This is a genomic window from Pseudomonas sp. G5001, from assembly GCF_013385475.1.
Taxonomy (GTDB): domain Bacteria; phylum Pseudomonadota; class Gammaproteobacteria; order Pseudomonadales; family Pseudomonadaceae; genus Aquipseudomonas.
In genome coordinates this window covers 451,075-469,723 of sequence record NZ_JACAPZ010000011.1, presented here as the reverse complement: position 1 = coordinate 469,723, position 18,649 = coordinate 451,075, and the positions used below count along the sequence as shown (strand labels likewise).

The following is an 18,649-nucleotide window of genomic DNA, read 5'->3' as shown; positions in this document are numbered from 1 at the left end:
GCAGGTTTCTTCATTCAGGATGTGTTTGTTCATAGCTCCGGCCTGCTCAAAAGGAAGGTGACTAATGCGTATTGATCGTTTAACCAGCAAATTGCAGTTGGCTTTATCCGATGCCCAATCTCTGGCGGTTGGCCTGGATCATCCGGCCATCGAGCCTGCGCACTTGATGCAAGCGCTCCTGGAGCAGCAAGGCGGTTCCATCAAACCCTTGCTGATGCAGGTGGGCTTCGACGTCAACAGCCTGCGCAAGGAGTTGAGCAAAGAGCTCGACCAACTGCCGAAAATCCAAAACCCGACTGGCGACGTGAACATGTCCCAGGATCTGGCGCGTCTGCTTAACCAGGCGGATCGACTGGCGCAGCAAAAGGGTGACCAGTTCATCTCCAGTGAAGTGGTGCTGCTCGCCGCGATGGACGACAACAGCAAACTCGGCAAATTGTTGCTGGGCCAGGGCGTGAGCAAAAAAGCCCTGGAAAACGCCATCAACAACCTGCGCGGCGGCGAGGCGGTAAATGACCCTAACCACGAGGAGTCCCGCCAGGCCCTGGACAAATACACCGTCGACCTGACCAAGCGCGCCGAAGAAGGCAAGCTTGACCCGGTGATCGGCCGTGACGACGAAATTCGTCGCACCATCCAGGTCCTGCAGCGTCGCACCAAGAACAACCCGGTGCTGATCGGCGAACCTGGCGTGGGTAAAACCGCGATTGCCGAAGGCCTGGCCCAGCGCATCATCAATGGTGAAGTGCCGGACGGCCTTAAAGGCAAGCGCCTGCTGTCCCTGGACATGGGGTCGCTGATTGCCGGCGCCAAGTTCCGTGGCGAGTTCGAAGAGCGCCTCAAATCCCTGCTGAACGAACTGTCGAAGCAGGAAGGGCAGATCATTCTGTTTATCGACGAACTGCACACCATGGTCGGCGCCGGTAAAGGCGAAGGCTCGATGGACGCGGGCAACATGCTCAAGCCGGCACTGGCGCGGGGCGAGTTGCATTGCGTGGGTGCGACCACGCTGAACGAATACCGCCAGTACATCGAGAAGGACGCGGCCCTTGAGCGTCGCTTCCAGAAAGTATTGGTGGAAGAACCGAGCGAAGAAGACACCATCGCGATCCTGCGTGGCTTGAAAGAGCGGTATGAGGTCCACCATAAAGTCGCGATCACCGACGGTGCGATCATCGCGGCGGCGAAACTGAGCCATCGCTACATCACTGATCGGCAGTTGCCGGACAAGGCCATCGACTTGATCGACGAAGCGGCCAGCCGCATTCGGATGGAGATCGATTCGAAGCCCGAAGTGCTGGACCGTCTGGATCGGCGCCTGATTCAGCTGAAAGTTGAATCCCAGGCCCTGAAGAAAGAAGAAGACGAGCCGGCGAAGAAACGCCTGGAAAAACTCCAGGAAGAAATTGTTCGCCTGGAACGCGAGTATTCGGACCTCGAAGAAATCTGGACCTCGGAAAAAGCCGAAGTGCAGGGTTCTGCGCAGATCCAGCAAAAGATCGAGCAGTCCCGTCAGGAACTGGAAGCAGCCCGCCGTAAAGGCGACCTGAACCGCATGGCCGAGTTGCAGTACGGGGTGATCCCGGACCTGGAGCGTAGCCTGCAGATGGTCGACCAGCACGGCAAGCCCGAGAACCAGCTGCTGCGCAGTAAGGTGACCGAGGAAGAAATCGCCGAAGTCGTCTCGAAGTGGACCGGTATCCCGGTGTCGAAAATGCTCGAAGGCGAGCGCGACAAGCTGCTGAAGATGGAAAGCCTGTTGCACCAGCGCGTCATCGGCCAGGAAGAGGCGGTGGTCGCGGTGTCCAACGCGGTGCGGCGTTCGCGGGCCGGGTTGTCCGACCCGAACCGTCCGAGCGGCTCGTTCATGTTCCTCGGCCCGACCGGCGTGGGCAAGACCGAGTTGTGCAAGGCCCTGGCTGAATTCCTCTTCGATACCGAAGAGGCGATGGTGCGGATCGATATGTCCGAGTTCATGGAGAAACATTCCGTGGCTCGCCTGATCGGGGCGCCACCAGGCTATGTAGGGTACGAGGAAGGCGGTTACCTGACCGAGGCGGTACGGCGCAAGCCTTACTCGGTGATCCTCTTGGACGAGGTCGAGAAGGCCCACCCGGATGTGTTCAACGTGTTGCTGCAAGTGCTGGAAGATGGCCGCCTGACGGACAGTCACGGGCGCACCGTGGACTTCCGCAATACGGTGATCGTGATGACCTCCAACCTGGGCTCGGTACAGATTCAGGAGCTGGTGGGTGATCGTGAGGCCCAGCGTGCAGCGGTAATGGACGCGCTGACCAGCCACTTCCGGCCGGAGTTCATCAACCGGGTCGATGAAGTGGTGATCTTCGAGCCTCTGGCGCGGGATCAGATCGCGGGCATTACCGAGATCCAGTTGGGCCGCCTGCGCAGCCGTCTGGCGGAGCGCGAGTTGTCCCTGGTGCTGAGCCGCGAGGCGTTGGACAAGCTGATCGCGGTTGGTTACGACCCGGTTTATGGCGCACGGCCGTTGAAACGTGCGATCCAGCGCTGGATCGAGAACCCGTTGGCGCAGCTGATCCTGTCGGGCAGCTTTATGCCGGGCACCAGCGTCGAGGCGACGGTGGAGAACGACGAAATCGTCTTCCACTAAGCCCAAGCGGTACTGCTATAAGAAGAGGCCCCGCATTGCGGGGCCTTTTTTTTCGATAGGGCGTTGAACTGTAAGGCAAAGGCTTGTAAAGTGCGCCCCGCAGCAACGTCAGCCCAACGGTTTCTTCTCCCCAAGGAGAAATCAGAAAGAAGCGCAAATCATTGTCTTAAAAGCAATTTAAAGGGTTGACAGGGGTTTTTAAGATTGTAGAATAGCGCGCCTCAGAGACACTAACGTAGCGATACGGAAGCGTCGAAGAGAAGGTAGCATGCAACAACGTAACACTTTGAAATACGTAGTTCCGTGATAGCTCAGTCGGTAGAGCAAATGACTGTTAATCATTGGGTCCCAGGTTCGAGTCCTGGTCACGGAGCCAATTTCAAAACCGGGGTATAGCGCAGTCCGGTAGCGCGCCTGCTTTGGGAGCAGGATGTCAGGAGTTCGAATCCCCTTACCCCGACCATATTTGGGTCGTTAGCTCAGTTGGTAGAGCAGTTGGCTTTTAACCAATTGGTCGTAGGTTCGAATCCCACACGACCCACCATTTTTGAAACCAGTTAGCGCTGGAATCAAATCTTAGAATCAGAGGTTTTTGCTCTGATAGAGGCGGTTTTACGGTTTTGGAAAAGTGTTGCAGCACTTAGATAACGCCGTAGACATGCAGCCGTCTGAGGCGAACAGTAGTTTCGGTTCGTCATGATGTCAATGTGCATCGGTCTTGCGATGCGCATTCCGGGGTATAGCGCAGTCCGGTAGCGCGCCTGCTTTGGGAGCAGGATGTCGGGAGTTCGAATCCCCCTACCCCGACCATATTCAAAGAAAAAAGGCGCCTTTATGGCGCCTTTTCTCGTTTTTCTATCAAAATTGAGTCGTTAATAGAGAAATGCTTTGTTGAAGCGGTCTAAATATTTTTTGCGGGGCGCGCAAAATCTTCCGGTTAACCGAAATTCGTTTTAGCGGTGCGCTTTGACTTTTAGGACGTGCTACGGAGAAGCTTGAGAGAACGATGAGATTCCCATTGATCGCTCAGTTGAGGTGCGCTTCTTGAACGTGCCGACACCTAGCCCGCTCGCCATTAGCGTCAATAATAGACTCTGGTCTATCTGATCTGCAGTGGGATCCATTGCCGATGGCGTGGGGCTGCGATGCAGTTGCGCTGATGCATATTCAAGAGCCTTCTGAAGCGCGCTTGGTCCAACCGATCTGATTGGCCTATCAACAATAATTTCGTCGGAGCTCTGCGGATGTTGTCGTATCGGCAACTTCTTGGGCTCTGGATTGGCCGTTTCTGGTTGAGGTAGCCTTCTTTGGCTGGTGGCGGGTACGGGTGTTCCACTAGGGTCTACCCGCCTAACCCGGCTTAAAGCACCTTGAGCCAAACTTCGCTCATGCAGAACCGCCCGCATGTGGTCGTAGTCGGCCTCGATGTAGTTCATCGTCGTCGCTATATTTGAGTGGTTCAATAGGCTTTTTGTTAGGTGGATGTTGCGTTCTGGCTGTTTCATCAGGTCTGTTGCCAGGGTGTGTCTAAAGCGGTGAGGGGTCATCCGCACGCCGATCTTATCGGTGAGCTTGCGGTACATCGACTCCACCTGGTCGATGTTCATTTCCTTCCCATGATAGTGACGAGAGAATCTGTTGACGTTGAACAACTGGTCGTCCGGTGAGAACCCTGTCTTTTCCGCTTCGCCCAGAATCCTGCATAGGTGCGGGGCGAGGCCCTCCATAATCGGCAGGAAAAACTCGCGATGGGTTTTTTCCGTTTCACCTCGGACCAAGATCATTTGGTTGTCCCAGTCAATATCCTTGTAGCGCAGGCACAGTAAGGCATTGAGTCGAATGCCTGTGTAATAAAACATCTCGAAAGCAGCAAGCCAAAACCATGCAGGTGTTATTTGGCTGCGTTCGTGGGTACAGCGTTCTTGCCCTACGAGAGCGGTGAGCCAGTTGCGTGCTCTTTGGATGGCTTCTCCATTGACTGTCTTGCTGGCCCGTTTTGGCGGAATAACGCTGGTTTTTTTGAATGGGTTGATCGAGGTGTGAGTAGTCAAGCCATGTTCTATTGCATAGCCCCAAACAGTACGAAGATGATTTGCATAGGTGTTCCAGCTACGTTTGGATAATCCACCCTCAAGTCGCTTCTTTCGCCAGGCCAGGATTGCACGGTGGTCGATTTCCTCGATCGGGGTAGTACCGAAATGCATGAGTAGCGCTTTGGTGGATGCGCGATAGATTTTTGCGCTAGCGGAGCGTAGATCGTGGGCAAAGATGTACTCCTCCGTCAGCGTCAAGGGCGTCGTCATTGTGGCGGCTCCGTTAATTCTGACTTAAGGGACAGGCTGATGTTGTCGAAGGGGACCTCCGAGAAGATCGTGAGAGGATCTTGGAGCAAGTAGCCCTTAAGCTGCTTCGATTTTCGAGGTCCAACAACGTCACACGTCCAAATATTCAGGCTTTTATGAGTTTTTTGATGAAGTTTCTGCTTCTCGAAACTGCGCTGAACCAACTGCCAAGCGTTAGCTTGTTGGGCTTTGGCTTGCTGTTCGATGTGTGGAAACTCAAGGACGTAGCGCTTGAATATCCCCGGCGTCACCAGCATGGCGGTCCCTGCTACGGTATGAACCAGAGCTTTGGTGTCGTTGATAATGATGCTGCGGGATGCAATGCCTTTTTTAAGCCATTCAACAAATCTCTGACCGAGCTCGGTGTTATTGCTTGGCATCGGAGCGACTTCTTCGACGGTTGCATGAGGCGCACCTCCTTGCTCGGAGGTTTGGGAAGGCTGGATTTCATCCAGTTTCGGGGGCGCGGTGTGTGCCGCTGAGACCTGATTATTTTTGGTGTCTTCTAATGGCTCATTGATACTACCAAGGAGGGCCAGTAGTGCGTCAAATTCTGCAGGATTGTTCGAAGGGTGCTGCTGAGTTTCAAAAGGTGATAACTCTGCCGGCGCTAAAACTGCTGGCGCAGCATTAGGTTCGAAGTTGAGGGACGAGGTTTTCGCTGGTGCAGCGACAGGGTTTTCTATCGAGGGATCTTCTGCCGGATTGCCGGTTTCTACCTCAAGAGTGCCTGTGAAAGCTGTAGGTCGGTCATTTGGGTCATTCCAGATCAGGGCAGGTGAGAGCTTGAGCAGGGTGAACGTATTTCTCCAGCCGCGACCGTTGTCGATCGTTGCTTTCCAGATGGCCTTATCCTGGGCGTTGGTCTGGATTACACCCTGGTCCTGCAGCATGTTGAAAAAGGGGGCGTTCGAGCTGGGAACACCTTCAACGCCTTGGGTCAGCAAGTAAGCGCGTAGTTGATCGGCAATCGGTTTGCTGACGAGCCATAGAGCCTCTTGTGTCAGCCACCCATCTGAGGGGCCATCAGGCTGATTCAGCTTGAACGTGTCACGCACCAGGTAGCGCAAACCGTCCGCCAGTTGACGTTGCAAGGACTGTTTTGGCGCTGACACCGCACGAGCAGGGTTACCGCCGAGCTCCTGCGCGACAGAAGCTTGGTCGGCCTTGACCACAATCTCGCCCAATATGCCGGCGTGCTCATACTGGCCGGCCAGCACAAAGATCAGTTGCGACCAAGCTTCGGGGAATCCGCTGAGCCAGTCCAGGATTTCCGAGGACAGGATCTGCGCGTAGATCAGTGCGGCAGCGGCCCCGTGCAATTGGTAGTTGCGTCCTTTCACATAGCGAAAGCGATAAGGGCGGTTGATTGGACCATGCCATGGGTGCCAGATTTTACCTCCCTCCAGTTCGATGTGCACGTCGACGGCTATCTTGCCGAGGTCATGGATCAAAGCCCCATAAGCGGCTGCGGCAGTCCACGCCTCAGCCTGGGCCGATTGAGACTCCGGTGGTGCGCCGATGGGTAGAAGGTAGGTCTGTCGAATCTTCAGCGCATAGGCGACGATCTCTAAGCCGTGATCAAGCATGCCGCCTGGGTGTGCATGGTGGTGGTTCTGCGAGGCAGGGAGCTGCTGGACCAACTCTGCGTAGCGCTCCAGTGGGCGCCGATAGAGCTCCACAAACTGTGAGCGTGATAACGAAGCACGCTGCCAGATGTTCTCCAGCAATTTTTGACGCCGTGGGGTCGCCAGCAGATCCTCTCCCTGGGCAGGTTTCAGAAAACCGTTTGGTGAAGGGGCGGCAGCAGGCAAGGGTTTGCTGCGGCGGAAAAATGAGAACATCACCAGCTCCATCAATGAATCATGGACTGGCTTTTCCGTTATCTGGTGGGTTTACTTCAATGGGAAAAGGTCACCGGCTGCGTTAGGGTATTTCGAGAGGCGTTACGCCATCAGTGTGACGCTCCAGGTGATTTCGCCTGCGCAGAACAGTTGCACGACGAGTTTCCGAACCCTTTTTTTATTGAGTGTCGCTCCATGAGTTGCAACGAACAGCAGGTGAAGGCGACGACCTTTTTGCGTAGCAAGCCCTTTCGGGTAGGGCTTTTACCCTTGTGAACCATTCCATTCGCTTTTAGAGACCATTTACCCTTTTGGGCCATTTGGCGGTGGGTGGGGGTAGGGCGTCCGCGAACTCATGACGGCGCACCCGTTTATCCATTGGCCTTGCGGCAGCGCGAAATCAGGATTATAAATAATGTCAAAGCGCCTCCAGTTTAAGGAGGGCTAGGAGAAACATGATGACCGCATACACTTCACAGACCGTTGCAAGCCGCTTGGGCTATGGCCTTGGTCGTGTGGTGCGCTTCTTTCTGCATGATTCGAATCTAGTGCTTCGTTGGTTCAAACGGCTGACGTTGTTATCAGTGGTGCTTTTTTTCTCGGTACCACTGTTAAACTGGATAATTGGCATGTTGACTGCAGTAGCTTTCATCGCGACTACCACGCTGATCATGGCTAAGGTTGATAATCAAGAGACTGTTAATGTTCAAAGCAAGTCTCAGAGTCTCTGGGATCGGAATGGTCCAAACAGTTTGTGGCGTCGTGAAGACGAAAGCCAAAAGTGGTGAGGCATGAAGTGTTGTGCATTGTCTACATCCCTCACTTTGTAATTTTGCTTTCTGCTGTTTGACCAACTTTCTCTCCAGCACCTCGAACGGCTAGTGTTCCACTCGTAAGTCCCTCTAGCGCCCTACCTGCACTAATACCCGCCCATCCAAGTGCTCCTATCCAGAACAACGGTAGGATGATAAACATCGAACCCATCACGAAATTCAGGATTGCATCCTGAGTCGTAGCGTTCAAACCCATGACAGGGTCAAATGACAAATGGGGTGAGCCTGCTCCATACAGGGCGTCCAGGATAGTTGTATCTACCCACCGTGCCAGTTGAAACCAAAAGTCTACGAAGATCAGCGCAAAAAATACCACTGTCATGGTCATTGCTACTTTCAACTGATAAGCGCCGACAATCAGTACCAGCGGGATGCAAATCACCATCGCCATCTTCAAGAACGCCATAACCATTGGTAGCGCCTGACGAACCATGTCCATAGCCGGGAAGTAGGCCAATGAGCCCAGTGCTACCCCTAGGGTGCCGGTGACACGGGCTGCGCCATTCCACACCGTCCCGTTAATTTGGCCACCGTAGTCCGTATAAACATCCCCTTTCACCTGGTTCGAAGGCGAGACCAGTTGACGAACAAGCGAGTCGGTCACTTCGTCCTGGGACAGCCACTTCGCCCAACCAAGCATTTTTGTCATGAGGTCAGGTGATACCTGATCTTTGATACGATCTCTTAAGCCTACTCCACTATCGGACCACCATTGTTTACAGGTTGGATATCCTCCACCTCCGCTCACCTGTGGCAACCCTACATCACGCGAAGCGTTGTACGGCCAGGACGTTCTGGGTGTCTTGGAGTAGTCCGTGTCGTAGTAACCCAAGGTGTTCAGCAAGAAGTGGGAGCCAATCCAACTAAGATCCTGTAAGAACTGGGGATCATTGGCTTTCGAGCCCAAGTCTGGTTGACGCATGAAGAGCCGGGCGCGTGAAGGTCCATAACAGTCATGAGTAAAATCGCCGATTTCCTGTGCCAGCAATGGGTTATTGATCTTGGTGTTGTTTACGTCCATTCGCATTTGTCGCAGATCGGTCCCGCAAGGGATGGCTGCGACCGCACCACTGGTCAACCCTTTTGATAACGCATGCATAAAAGCCCACCACATGGGCATCTGTGCACTCTTTCCAGCCAGAGAGCTAAATGTCGTGTTCCAGCCCGTGTCAGCTGGTTTGGGTACGTTGTACTGGCATTGCTGGGCTCTACTTTGATCGAACGCCAAAGTATCGAAGCTCACATTGACGGCCGGGACTGCGAAGAATGCGACGACGACGTACCCAACGTAGATGTTGGTCTCGATCCGGGCCAGTGAAAGCACGCCTTTGTTACCTTCATCAGCCCCTTCACCACGGACCTTGAGCCATTCTCGAATCACGATTATGCAGAAGGGCAGGGCGAACAGGCCGGTATCTGAAATCATGTCCCAGATGCCGTTGTTGATGATCCAGCCCACCAGGGTCAGGTAGTACTCCAGATAGTCATTGGTGTAGAGGGTCACTGGACACCTCCTGCTTGATACAGCACTTTGCTCATCTCAACCATGGCAAACAACAAAACCACCATGACCTCGATCTTCAGCAAGCCTTTGCGCTTCGATTGCGGCAAATGAGCTTTGAGCTTGAGCCAGGCAACCGTCAATGCGATATAAAGCATCAGTCGCCAGGTGAGCAGCGGCCAGTAGTTGTCGACACGCCATGCTTGCCATTGCTCAGCACTGTCGAACATGCTCATCAAGACGGCGTTGAGTAACACCACGAGTGCTGTAGCGGCTAGCAGAGTGCCTAGAACAACGAGAATGCCCCGCCCGACTCGTCGAGTTAGGGAGCGGTGGGGGGGGGCGACAGGATCTTGAATATCAGTCATGGCCTACACCTCACTATTTGCTTTTGGCAGGTGATTGCAACTGATTCAGGCGATCCGTTTCTGGATCTCCTGGAAACACGCCGCGTGAGTCGTCGGCCCGAGCTTTGCCGCGTTCAATGATGGTCAGTGGTGAGTTCTTCGCGAGCTGCTGACGCATGTCCAGCTCCATTTTCAGGTTGCTGATTTCCTGTTGCAGCGACGAGCTCTGTTGACCGACGGCCTGAACGGCCAGGTCGTTAGCCGCGACGTTTGGTTCTCGGCTACCTGCCATCAACGTCCGTTGAAGGGTCAACGCTTTCTCCAGTACATCCGACAGCGCGACTTCGGAGGCAAGTCTGCGAGCGAGTACTTCTTGATCTCGCTCATCCTTGAGAGCCGCCACAACTCCACGGGTGATGGGCAGAGAGTTACTGCTTGCGGCCTCAAGGTTCTCGACCGATAAACTTTTGCTTCCAGTCAGCAGCTCCTGCAGCGCTTTAAGCTTGGTGTCATACGTTTCCTGGATCAGTGGTGTGAGGCCTACACCCGCTGCTGTCACTGTTTTCGGGCAACTGTCACAGGTTTGTTGTTGCTGTTCTCCCAGCACACGATTGGCGAATGTGGTCGCCTCTTGGGGCGATGACCAGACATTGCAGACCATGCCATTGTTGCAGCTGTCTTTGCTGATCGAGCCGGTGTCACCGGCCGCACGTTTGTTCAGCAGGTTGTAGCCTGCTTTGGTGACGTCCCCCACGATACGAATGGGCTTCTGACCTGAGCCGCCTGCTCGATCACCTCCAACCCAGGTGACACCATCGTTGCCGCCTTTCTTTTCGACCTGCTCCACTGCCGACACTGCGTCCGTGTTGGACGTCAGCGCCTGGCTCATCGCCTGACCTTCAGCGAGCTTGCCCCAACCCATTTGATTGCCGGCGATATCCGCCATTTTTTCGCCAATGGCCCTGCATGTGCCTTTGGACCGGTCAAAGTCCAATCGAGCTTGCAAGATGCCGTTCGTGATGAGGTTGTACAGCGCTGGATTTGCGCGTTGGAGGATCAAGGCTGGCAGCGAGGCGACGGCGCTGGTGGCGTTCTGCACCACCGAGCTCATGATGTTCTGGAACCCAGACGTGGCACCATTCAACTGGTTCTGCAGGGTATTGCTCATGCTCATGTTTCCGCAGACCAGATTGTTGTTCCAGCCACCGCCTACGGAAATACTGTCCATGTTGCCGGCGCTCCCCATGGTCACGGCGTTCCCTCCGCCGATGTTGTAGAGCACGTCGTCACCAATGACGCTGCCAGAGGACGAGACGTTGATTGGGTCAGCAGATTGGGCTACTGCGCTGCTGAGACAGCAGATAAGGCAGATCGCCAAGGGGGTGAGTTTCATGTGGTGCTCCGATCACTGAAGTTCATTGGAAGTCCGTACTGCCCAGGAAGGTCTGGCCACGACGCTGGCAGCATGAATACGGACGCCAGAGCGCCCAGGCGTAGCCTCCGTCCTGGGCATCGATATTGGGTGTGATGGTTGGAAAGGTTGCGCAGGTGGGATTGAGCACCGGAGTCAGCTCTTGCCACTTGCCAGTGGAGGCATCGCCTTCGCGTAGTGGCCCTGCAGGCCAGTAGCCGGGGTAGGGAATGGCCAGCATTGGCAGATAGACATGTACTTGACCCAAACGGGTGACCACATCGCCGGCACGCTGTGCAATGACGGCGCCGGTCTTGTAGTCATCGGTCTGGTTGAGAAAACCACTACGTGGATAGACGTTCCCCCAGCTGCTCGCAGACAGCAGGCTGCCGACCTCACGCAGACCAGGAATGAGTGCTTCGGGGTATACGGCCTCGGGCACGCCATATCGCCAGGCGATGGGGTCCAGGGTACTGAGGAAGTAAGGCACAAGAGGTAACGCTGCACCTTTGCAGGCATATCCCGAAGCGCTGGCGAACTGGCTTAACGTCGCGCCACCTGGATGGCCAATGACGTCGGCCTCCTTGAATTTGATGATGTTGTTTTCGGCGACGTGGTTGGTGGTGCCATCGTTACCTGCTTGAGCCATCGGGTTAGGTGTGCCGAGAGGCGACATCTCAATCCATGGATTGGCTCCCGTGTTTGAGTAGGCCGACACCACGGCGTCCGGCACATAGTGACGAACTTTGGTGGACGTTTTGACCTTGCAGCCGAAGGGCGTGCAGAGGAGCCAATAGCAAATGCCGACGACTTTGTATTCCAGACAGGTCGGCGACAGCGTCGAAGCAATGATTGTGGCCGAAGTGATCGCAGCTGATGCGCTAAAGGACAAGCTGAAGGTGATGGCCAGTGACAGTGGGCGGATCGCTAAGCGTGAGCGTCTCATCGTGACAGGCTCCTAGCTCGATCAATCTGCGCTATGGCTTTTGCCACGTCCGCCTCCCCGTACACAACGTAGCGGCGGTCGACGACAACTGCGGGGATTTTTTCAACCCCCACACTCCAGGCATCTGTAATGCCCTGCTGTGCTTGAACCAGGTCGCTTTGAAGACGTTTGCCGGCTGGGGTTGCTAAGTAGCGTTGAATGGTTGCTTCAGCCTGGCGTTGATCGTTAGGAAGCTGTTGAGACAGCAGCTCTTCAAGGCGTTGCTGGTCGTCGAGACGAATGATACGCACGCCAGTAGGTGCGGATACAGGATGTGCCTGATCAGTGATTACCCATGTTTCCGCGTGCGCTGTGGCAGATAGGAGCGTCAAGGCCATGGAGGCAAGCCAAAGCCTCGTCCTGCGGGAAGGTTTATTGATAGGGTTCATCGCACCGTACCTGAAGTGGGTTCAGGTACAGGAAACCGGATGGCTGCGTTGAGTGCAGTAAGAAATAGGAGTTCGAGTGGTATAGGTTTTCGGCTGGACTCAATTCAGGTCGGAGGGCATTTGGTCGGCTCAAATTGACGCGACTTCTGCGGCGCAGTTAACTGTGTATCCATACAGTTATTTGTTCAGGCCAGGTTTATGAGCGTGACCCTTCTTGGTCCCATTGCCAGCGGTGGTGTGTCACTTCCGCTGTATTCTTCCCAGGTGTCTGCTGGTTTCCCATCGCCGGCAGCTGATCACCTGGAAAAATTGATTTCGCTCGATGAGCTGTTCGAAATCCGGGCACCCCACGTGTACCTGGCCAAGATCCAGGGCGACAGCATGCAAGGCGCCGGGATTTTCAGCGGTGACCTGGTGGTGGTTGATCGAAGTAAAACGGCGCGGCATGGCGATATCGTCATTGCAGCGCTGAATACCGAGTGCGTGTGCAAGCGTTTCCACAGCCGCGATGGCCAAGTGGTGTTGATGGCCGAAAACTCCAAATTCCCGCCCAGGTACGTCATGGAGGGGGACGAACTGGTGATATGGGGTGTGGTGAACTACAGCGTGCGCGACCATGCACGTTAGAACCGCGCTCTACGCGGGCTTACCCGTGTTCGGCCTGGTAGATTGCAATCATTTCTACGGCGCCGTTGAGCGTGTTTTCCGGCCAGATCTGGCCCACACGCCCATTGTTGTTCTCAGTAACAACGATGGGTGCGTGATCGCTCGTACTTACGACGCCAAACCTTACGTCAAAATGGGCGCGCCCTATTTCCAGATCAAGGACACGCTACGTCGGCACGGAATTGTGGCTTTCAGCAGCAATTACGCGCTGTACGGCCAAATGTCCGAAAGGGTGATGACCCTCATAGAATCAATGGTTTGCGACAGCGAAGTGTATTCCATTGACGAGATTTTCTGCGACCTATCGGGAATGCCGGGCGACCTCACAGAGTTCGGGCGGACCATTCGGGACAAGGTCCTAAAACACACAGGTATTCCCGTGGGTGTGGGCATTGCCCACACCAAAACCCTGGCCAAGTTGGCCAACCACACCGCGAAGCGTCTGCAGGCGCAGACAGGCGGCGTCGTGAATCTTTGCGACCCCTTTAAACGCGATTGGGTGTTGCGTAATACGGCCGTTGAAGAGGTATGGGGCATTGGTCGACGTATGACGGCGCAGATGCATGCCCTGGGTATTAACACGGCCATGGACCTGGCCAAGGCCGCCCCCGGGCTGCTCGGCCGTAAATTCAGTGTGGTGCTGGAGAAGACGGTGCGTGAACTCGCCGGCACGTCGTGCCTGGCCCTGGAAGATGCGGCGCCGGCCAAGCAGGAGATCTGCTGCAGCCGAATGTTTGGCGTGCGCCTCGAAACACTTGAGCCAATCAAGGAGGCGGTGGCTACCTACGCGCAGCGCGCCTCAGAAAAGCTGAGAGCCCAGAATTCGCTGTGCAAGAAGATCCGCGTGAGCATTCGCACCGGCATGTTTAACCCGGACGAGGCGCGTTACGCTAACGGCGTGTTGGTGGAGCTTCCCTATCCCACCAATGACGTACGCTTGATCACCAAGGAAGCCACGCGGGCAGTGGAACGCCTGTTCCGGCCTGGGTTCCGATATAGCAAGGCAGAGGTGTTGCTGATGGATCTGCGTCAACCAAGTGAATTTACCGATGACCTGTTTGCGCACACGCAGCCTGCTACGGCCGACAAGGTGATGAACGTCCTGGACGAAATCAATAACCGCTGGGGTCGAGGCACGCTGCGTACCGCCGCTGTGCCGGCGGCGCCGGCATGGGCGATGCGCCATGAGCTGAAAAGTCCGAGCTACATCACCAGGCTTGACCAGTTATGGACGGTAAATGCCAATTGAGGCATTAGGATCCGGAGGGAGTCAGTGTATGTGCAGTCATTACGAAGCACCGTCGCCGCAGCGGGTGGCCGAAACATTCGGCGTTGGGCCGTTCGAAGAGGGTAAGTTGCAATTGTACCCAGGCTATACCGGGCCTTTCATTCGCAATGCGTACCACGTCGACGAAGAATCGCCTGCGTTGATGGAAGCGCTGACAGGCGTGTTTGGGCTGATTCCGACCTGGAGCAAGGATACCAAAAACGTATGTAGCACCTACAACTGCCGATCAGAGACGGCCAGTCAAAGGCCGTCGTATTGCACAGCTAAGCGTAAGGCCCAGCGCTGCATTACCTCTGCGGCGGCCATTTATGAACCAGACTGGCGAACGGGTACTCCGATTGCAACGTTGATTGGGCGGGCAGACGTTGAATTAATGGGCATAGCGGGCCTATGAGAGCAGTGGCGCGATCCCGGTACCGGGGAGAGACGGCACAGCTTCACCATGCTGACCATTAATGCGGATGATCACCCGTTCATGCGCAACTACCACAAGCCCGAGGATGAAAAGCGCATGGATCCTGTTGCAAGGGCTGTATGGCGATTGGTTGAGTGCTGGCGCCAGCCACAGTATGGCGTCATTCGCTAGTACCCAGCCGACCGCCTTGTCATCGCCATGTAGTCTAGGGCAGCGGCTACGTCATGCCCTGAGCAAAAAAAACGAGAGCAATTGAATGACTAAAGAAGAACTCAGAAAACAGTTGCAGGTGCAGTTTGACCAGCATCTGCTGGTCCATCCTGATGCGGTAACGCATTACGCGGCTAAGCCGGAACCGGAAACCAGGCCTTGGAAAAAGAAACCGAGCTTGCTTGATCAGGCATTTGCCCAAGACCTGGCTGCCATTGAAAAAGAACTGCAGACCAAGGACTAATTTTCCGTGAGCCAAACAGAAATAGCCATCGGGGGACTAATGTTAGATACCCAATCATGTTGGTGGGCAGTCTAGCGGGCCGCTATCGGCCGAGGCTATGTAAAACGGTTTTGAAGGCGGCAGATACTCAAAAACTTGACTGAGAATCGCGCTTCTACGCGAAACACGAATCTGCTGAAGTGCCTATAAATTTCAGATTTAGCGGTCGAAGAGAGCCAAATCTCGGGTTATTTCCGCAATTTGAAACCTTATTCGGATGGTCCAGATATCGCTAAGTCGTAGTGGGGTTCTATTCCCGACTAGTTTTCCTTTGTTCCAGGGCTGACGGCTGCAGGTAGCGATAATGTTCCCGACAAGTCCTCCATATTTGGAAAGACAAGGGTGACTAATGGGAGCAAGGTCGCTTACCGGCCAGAAGCGTACGTTGGCATGCGACCGCTAACGGCTCAGAGTGTGTAAAAACTCCAAAGCCAGCTCGGATGATTAAAAATCGCTCCCAAACGCGCATTGCCGCATCTGTCCGGCGCCAGTAGGATTCGGTCATCGCTGACATAAATGGATGTGTATATGGAAAGCATGCCGAGACTGGAAATTGAGCGCGTTGCGTATCAAGAGTTTTTAACTCTTTGGGAACGCGGAGCATTCGATAATCAGCGCTTAGGCCAAGCGTTCTATAACCATTTTCGGCTTCATCGTCTGAGCGACCAAACGCGCCTGTTCGGTCTCTATGAAACTGACGGAGATAAGGCCATGACCGCGATCTCCCGCCTGTTCCAAATCAGATAACTCCGACCCCGCGTTTCGCGAGAGCAGGGTCAGCCTTGGGTCAATAGTTGCCTCTCATAAAAGACTGCGTTTGTTCAGAGTGTGTAAACGCTTTTGCGAACCCTTGCTATGATTTCTGAGGATTTCATCGCAGGGATCGCCCATGAAGCGCTTTATCCAAGGTGAATATCGAGGCCAAGGCACCTTACTTCCGGCTAGCCTCGACGACTACGTCAGCGATACCAATCCGGTGCGCGTAGTCGATGTATTTGTCGACGAACTCGACTTGGTCAATCTGGGTTTTGAAGGTGCCGTTCCAGCCGATACTGGCCGGCCTGCCTACCACCCCGCGATCTTGCTGAAGATCTACATCTACGGCTATCTCAACCGCATCCAGTCGAGCCGACGTTTGGAGCGAGAAGCCCAACGCAACGTCGAACTGATGTGGTTGACCGGGCGTTTGATGCCGGACTTCAAGACCATCGCCAACTTCCGAAAAGACAATAGCAAGGCCATCCGAGGCGTCTGTCGCCAATTCGTTGTGCTGTGTCAGCAGTTGGGACTGTTCGGAGAAAATCTGGTCGCCATCGATGGCAGTAAATTCAAAGCCGTCAACAATCGTGACCGCAATTTCACCAGCGCCAAACTGAAGCGGCGAATGGAAGAAATTGAATCGAGCATCAACCGTTACCTGACGGCACTCGATGCTGCCGATCGGCAAGAACCAACAGCTTCCGAGCCCAGTGTCGTGCGGCTGGAAGAAAAAATCGCCAAGCTCAAAACTCAAATGAAGGAGCTTCAGGCGATCGAAATCCAGCTCAATGAATCGCCTGATAAACAGGTCTCACTGACCGACCCAGATGCTCGCTCCATGATGACGCGCGGCACGGGAATCGTCGGCTACAACGTGCAGACAGCGGTCGATACGCAGCACCATTTGATCGTTGCACATGAGGTGACCAACGTTGGTTCCGACCGCGATCAACTCAGCTCAATGGCCAAGCAGGCCCGCGAGGCCATAGCGTCAGAAACATTGTCGGTGGTGGCGGATCGAGGTTACTTCAAAAGCGAACAAATCCTGGCTTGTCACGATGCAGGCATCACCGCCTACGTGCCCAAGCCGATGACCTCTGGAGCCAAGGCTGACGGGCGTTTCAATAACGATGCCTTCATCTATGACGCGGAAAAAAACCAATACATTTGCCCGGCTGGCGAGGCGCTGATCTGGCGCTATTCCAACGTTGAAAAAGGCCTGAAGTTGCATCGTTACTGGAGTTCGAAATGCCAGGGCTGCGCGTTGAAAGCACAGTGCACGCCGAGCACGGAACGACGAGTTCGACGCTGGGAGCATGAAGCCGTCTTAGAGGAAATGCAGCTTCGGCTGAGCAACGCGCCAGAGATGATGCGAGTCCGAAAACGGACGGTTGAGCATCCCTTCGGGACGCTCAAACAATGGATGGGTGCGGCGCACTTCCTGACGCGAAAGCTGGCCGGGGTGAGTGCAGAGATGAGCTTGAGTGTGCTCGCCTACAACTTGAAACGGGTCATGAAGATCATGGGTGCCAACGGTTTGATGAAAGCGCTGACTGCCTAAAAAGGCCGATTTGGCCCATCCCAGAAGCTGTAAGAACAGGCTGGTGTGTTCCAAGTTACGACTGATGCGACCCGCGACATTGACCGTGCGATCGCTCAGCCACGAACGTAAATGACCCAAGACGATCAGGTTATGAGCGTTTTTACACACTCTGGGCCGATAGTGGCCACTTCCCTATCTCGGCTTTGCCATTTCCTCAACCATTGGCTTCCTAGTGCATCAGCAACGGTATACCCTCATCATAGGGACTGCGCGGAAACCGATAACTAATGGATCACTCAGCCATCACCCTCGGACTTCGTTTGACTGCCGTGAAGCTCTCGCCAGGAGCTTTTTCAACACGTTCTGTGTGCGGCCCGTAGGCTAGCTTTGGGCTTGCTGCTGATAGATTGCACATTGTCATTACTCGGCGCTTACCTATCTTAATCAGCACCAAAACAATGTCGATTCGGTCAGCTTCGGCTTAACCAACATGCCTTGACGAAGATTTGGACCTCTTGCAGTAGTTCTTCATCCGCTGCCTTGCCCCCCCCCCCGTGAATCCGCCATGTGGCATGCCTTCCCCAAGGTAAAACTCTACCGGTACCGCTGCCCGGCGCAACACACGATGTAGGCGCGCGGCATCAGAAAGGAAGAGATCGCAAGTACCAATCTGCAGTAAGTTTGGCGGTAGTCCTTCAAATTTGCCAAACAGCGGCCAGAGCTGAGATCGGCTAGGTCAGCCCCCCTCCGGCGTAGAGCTTATTAGTCTGCATTAGAGGTAGAGGAAGCTAAGGGGCTCCTGACATCGCGGAAAAATCCGAATAGCCCTCCGGGCATCGATTCCCAGCCATGGCTGTGCCCTCAGATAGAAGTCAAACGTCAGACTAGACCGCTCTACCAACTGAGCAGCAAATCAAAGAAAACGCTGATGTCTGGGTCTAGTGCCCAACCGATGTGGACGAGGGGCTCACAGAACAGAGCCAGTGAACGCTTAGGGCAGCCTTTGGTCAATGCCCTTGGGGGCAGTGGAGCCTCGTTGTCATTGACCAGTAATAAGTGATGGCGGAGAGGGTCATGAGAGAAGAAACAAACGATTTGCCGGAGCCAATAAGGCGGCAGGCCGACAGAATCCTCTATGAGATAGAACTTGCAGGATCGATGATTCTCGCCGTTAAAAGTGGCGCTAAAGCCCAAGGATTCGTAA

Annotated in this window: 15 protein-coding genes, 4 tRNA genes and 2 pseudogenes; 12 read left to right on the top strand and 9 right to left on the bottom strand. The window is 54.7% G+C overall.

The window, feature by feature from the left end; genetic code table 11:
• Positions 1-64: 64 nt before the first annotated feature.
• The 5 genes from clpB to HX805_RS12260 all read left to right on the top strand — a co-directional run bounded on the left by clpB (position 65) and on the right by HX805_RS12260 (position 3,439).
• A complete protein-coding gene (gene clpB / locus HX805_RS12280) occupies positions 65-2,629 on the top strand; it encodes an ATP-dependent chaperone ClpB (protein ID WP_003215904.1) in 2,565 nt (854 codons plus the stop codon).
• 300 nt (positions 2,630-2,929) lie between these two features.
• A tRNA-Asn gene (locus tag HX805_RS12275) sits at positions 2,930-3,005 on the top strand.
• Between the two features lie 10 nt (positions 3,006-3,015).
• Positions 3,016-3,092: transfer RNA gene (locus HX805_RS12270), tRNA-Pro, on the top strand.
• Between the two features lie 5 nt (positions 3,093-3,097).
• Positions 3,098-3,173 (top strand) — tRNA-Lys (locus tag HX805_RS12265).
• 189 nt (positions 3,174-3,362) lie between these two features.
• Positions 3,363-3,439: transfer RNA gene (locus HX805_RS12260), tRNA-Pro, on the top strand.
• Positions 3,440-3,612: 173 nt separating this feature from the next.
• On the opposite strand, the gene xerC is transcribed toward HX805_RS12260, so the two are convergent.
• A complete protein-coding gene (xerC, locus tag HX805_RS12255; protein WP_047543628.1) occupies positions 3,613-4,932 on the bottom strand; it encodes a tyrosine recombinase XerC in 1,320 nt (439 codons plus the stop codon).
• Complete coding sequence (mobH, locus tag HX805_RS12250) at positions 4,929-6,815, bottom strand: MobH family relaxase (protein ID WP_137205950.1); 1,887 nt, start codon at positions 6,813-6,815, stop codon at positions 4,929-4,931. Before mobH ends, xerC begins: the two co-directional genes overlap by 4 nt.
• A gap of 455 nt (positions 6,816-7,270) precedes the next feature.
• On the opposite strand from mobH, the gene HX805_RS12245 reads away from it, so the two are divergent.
• On the top strand, positions 7,271-7,603 hold the full coding sequence (locus HX805_RS12245) for a hypothetical protein (protein WP_177116883.1): 333 nt from the start codon (positions 7,271-7,273) through the stop codon (positions 7,601-7,603).
• A gap of 31 nt (positions 7,604-7,634) precedes the next feature.
• On the opposite strand, the gene HX805_RS12240 is transcribed toward HX805_RS12245, so the two are convergent.
• Genes HX805_RS12240 through HX805_RS12220 form a run of 5 tightly spaced genes read right to left on the bottom strand, consistent with a single transcriptional unit; the run spans position 7,635 to position 12,281 of the window.
• Positions 7,635-9,152, bottom strand: a complete 1,518-nt coding sequence (locus HX805_RS12240; RefSeq protein ID WP_047543620.1) for a conjugal transfer protein TraG N-terminal domain-containing protein — start codon at positions 9,150-9,152, stop codon at positions 7,635-7,637.
• Complete coding sequence (locus HX805_RS12235) at positions 9,149-9,517, bottom strand: hypothetical protein (RefSeq protein ID WP_047543618.1); 369 nt, start codon at positions 9,515-9,517, stop codon at positions 9,149-9,151. Before HX805_RS12235 ends, HX805_RS12240 begins: the two co-directional genes overlap by 4 nt.
• A gap of 13 nt (positions 9,518-9,530) precedes the next feature.
• Positions 9,531-10,889 carry an integrating conjugative element protein gene (locus tag HX805_RS12230; RefSeq protein ID WP_047543617.1) on the bottom strand — a complete coding sequence of 453 codons (1,359 nt, stop codon included), beginning with the start codon at positions 10,887-10,889 and terminating at the stop codon, positions 9,531-9,533.
• A 22-nt stretch (positions 10,890-10,911) separates the two neighbouring features.
• Positions 10,912-11,853 carry a TIGR03756 family integrating conjugative element protein gene (locus HX805_RS12225; RefSeq protein ID WP_047543616.1) on the bottom strand — a complete coding sequence of 314 codons (942 nt, stop codon included), beginning with the start codon at positions 11,851-11,853 and terminating at the stop codon, positions 10,912-10,914.
• Positions 11,850-12,281, bottom strand: a complete 432-nt coding sequence (locus HX805_RS12220) for a TIGR03757 family integrating conjugative element protein (protein WP_177116882.1) — start codon at positions 12,279-12,281, stop codon at positions 11,850-11,852. The genes HX805_RS12225 and HX805_RS12220 overlap by 4 nt, the downstream gene beginning before the upstream one ends.
• A gap of 198 nt (positions 12,282-12,479) precedes the next feature.
• Here HX805_RS12220 and HX805_RS12215 point away from each other — a divergent pair, with 198 nt between their 5' ends.
• The 4 genes and pseudogenes from HX805_RS12215 to HX805_RS12200 all read left to right on the top strand — a co-directional run bounded on the left by HX805_RS12215 (position 12,480) and on the right by HX805_RS12200 (position 15,104).
• The gene (locus HX805_RS12215) at positions 12,480-12,908 is read left to right on the top strand and encodes a LexA family transcriptional regulator (RefSeq protein WP_047543613.1); all 429 of its coding nucleotides are present in this window, start codon (positions 12,480-12,482) and stop codon (positions 12,906-12,908) included.
• Positions 12,898-14,196, top strand: coding sequence for a Y-family DNA polymerase (locus HX805_RS12210; protein ID WP_047543611.1), 1,299 nt, complete (start codon positions 12,898-12,900; stop codon positions 14,194-14,196). The genes HX805_RS12215 and HX805_RS12210 overlap by 11 nt, the downstream gene beginning before the upstream one ends.
• Before the next feature lie 28 nt (positions 14,197-14,224).
• Positions 14,225-14,854: pseudogene (locus HX805_RS12205) on the top strand (SOS response-associated peptidase family protein).
• A 52-nt stretch (positions 14,855-14,906) separates the two neighbouring features.
• The gene (locus HX805_RS12200; protein ID WP_047543610.1) at positions 14,907-15,104 is read left to right on the top strand and encodes a hypothetical protein; all 198 of its coding nucleotides are present in this window, start codon (positions 14,907-14,909) and stop codon (positions 15,102-15,104) included.
• Positions 15,105-15,308: 204 nt separating this feature from the next.
• Here the strand turns inward: HX805_RS12200 and HX805_RS32340 are convergent.
• Positions 15,309-15,494 (bottom strand): annotated as a pseudogene (locus tag HX805_RS32340) (integrase); the annotation flags it as partial.
• 177 nt (positions 15,495-15,671) lie between these two features.
• Between HX805_RS32340 and HX805_RS12195 the strand changes: the two are divergent.
• Positions 15,672-15,890 (top strand): hypothetical protein, encoded by a 219-nt coding sequence (locus tag HX805_RS12195; RefSeq protein ID WP_068937482.1) that lies wholly within the window; start codon positions 15,672-15,674, stop codon positions 15,888-15,890.
• A 142-nt stretch (positions 15,891-16,032) separates the two neighbouring features.
• Positions 16,033-17,463, top strand: coding sequence for an IS1182 family transposase (locus HX805_RS12190; RefSeq protein ID WP_068932268.1), 1,431 nt, complete (start codon positions 16,033-16,035; stop codon positions 17,461-17,463).
• A gap of 463 nt (positions 17,464-17,926) precedes the next feature.
• On the opposite strand, the gene HX805_RS12185 is transcribed toward HX805_RS12190, so the two are convergent.
• Positions 17,927-18,157 carry an alpha/beta hydrolase gene (locus HX805_RS12185; protein WP_371317075.1) on the bottom strand — a complete coding sequence of 77 codons (231 nt, stop codon included), beginning with the start codon at positions 18,155-18,157 and terminating at the stop codon, positions 17,927-17,929.
• Between the last annotated feature and the right edge of the window lie 492 nt (positions 18,158-18,649).